This window comes from Corynebacterium lipophiloflavum DSM 44291 (genome assembly GCF_000159635.1).
In the GTDB taxonomy this organism is placed as follows: Bacteria; Actinomycetota; Actinomycetes; order Mycobacteriales; family Mycobacteriaceae; genus Corynebacterium; species Corynebacterium lipophiloflavum.
In genome coordinates this window covers 1-1612 of sequence record NZ_GG667204.1, presented here as the reverse complement: position 1 = coordinate 1612, position 1612 = coordinate 1, and the positions used below count along the sequence as shown (strand labels likewise).

Below are 1612 nucleotides of genomic sequence, written 5' to 3'. Positions count from 1 at the left end.
AAGCACGCTCGAACCCTTGCATGCGAATATCTGTGCGATTATAATGGTGGGTGTTGAAAGGGGGGTGCACATGGATGCGACACACTCGGGGGATGACAATTTCTTCCGCACACAACGACCAGGCGACACGTTGGCACGCCTGGGTCAACACAAACGCGACATCGAATACGAGATTTTCTCCACTTGGGCCGACACCACACACGTGGTCGATGACTTCGAAGTAGAGATCACCCACATCCAGCACGCGATCGGGGACAGCAAAGCAGCAGTCGAAAAAGCCATCTTCGCCTACCGACGCCTGATCGACCTGCCCGGGCTGCGCCACATCCAACACACCACACGCCTGTTAGACATCAAACGCCTTACCAGCATTGATACCGCGATTGCGGAGCTTGGCCCCGACGTCAACGCCGAGGTCTACGCCCACATTGATGCGTACCTGGTGGAGGTGTTTACCGCCACGAAACCCAACCAACCGTTGCTGACACCCAAAGCCATCGTGCACCGGCTTAGACGGCTCATCGCCCAATTGGACACCACCGTGGGTTACGACGCGGCGAAGAGAAAACGCCGCACCCGCCCACAAGACGCGTTCGTTGTCCACGACTATGAACTGGGTGCACGCTCCGGCACCACGGTTGAGTGCGACAACACCACCCACGCCCTGATCCGGCAATACCGCGCACACGTGGCAGCGGAGAACAACATCTCCGAAGACGAAGCAGCACGCCTAATCCTGACCGGGGAACTCACTACACCACCCACGGTGACTATTTTCGGGTTCGCACCCCTGGGCCCCGATGGTGACATTGTCGACGGTGCATCAGTGTTCTTCCCCGGTACGGGGTGGACCGATGCCGAGGGCAGTGCTGTGGCCGAAAAGTACGCCTCGCGCATCGTGGACCTTGGTGATGTTGCCGGCCACGAGATCGACGGCTACGTCCCCTCGGCCCGGATGAAAGCGTTCGCTATCGCCCGCGACGGCACCTGCGTCTGGCCGGGCTGTACCCGTGATGCGCAGCATTGCCAGCTTGATCACCGCGTCCCCTACGCCGACGGGGGAAGCACAACCCCAGCGAATTTGTTCTCGTTGTGTCAACGCCACCACAACGTGAAAACGGATCGTCGTGCCTACTACATTCCCGACCCCACCACCGGCGACATCGTGTGGCTATTTGCTGACGGCACGTATGCGTTGAGCGAGCCCGATGGGTTTATCACCACCCAGCTTGGGGCGGACAACCCCCGGTGGAACCACAGCCTGGACCAGCGACGTGTCCTGCGTGACCGGGTCGCGACGTTTATGGCTAAAGGGCACACAATCCTCGACGACTTCGACACCACCGGCAACTACGACACCTGCATCGAAGCACTGGCACGCCTCGAGCAGGAATACGGCATGACCTTCCCCCACAAACCCGACACCAACCCAGACGCTAACTCTGGTTGATGTCCCGAAGGAAAGGAACAGAATCCACCGTGGACGCGTTGACCGTCCCACTGTGATCGGTGGGGTAGAAACGCACGATCACCTGGGCGTTGGAATCAAACTGGCGCAGCCACATTTCCGAACCGAGCATCACACCGATCGGAGAGGGAACATCGATGTCGT

Annotated in this window: 1 protein-coding gene; it reads left to right on the top strand. The window is 59.5% G+C overall.

The genetic code is table 11. The features are described 5' to 3' along the window. Nucleotides 1–70 precede the first annotated feature (70 nt). On the top strand, nucleotides 71–1450 hold the full coding sequence (locus HMPREF0298_RS11185) for an HNH endonuclease signature motif containing protein (RefSeq protein ID WP_040423246.1): 1380 nt from the start codon (nucleotides 71–73) through the stop codon (nucleotides 1448–1450). The last annotated feature ends 162 nt before the right edge of the window (nucleotides 1451–1612 follow it).

Bases quoted from the DNA above. Each gene is read 5' to 3' on its own strand.
- HMPREF0298_RS11185 (WP_040423246.1), top strand. From the start codon at position 71: ATGGATGCGACACACTCGGGGGATGACAATTTCTTCCGCACACAACGA.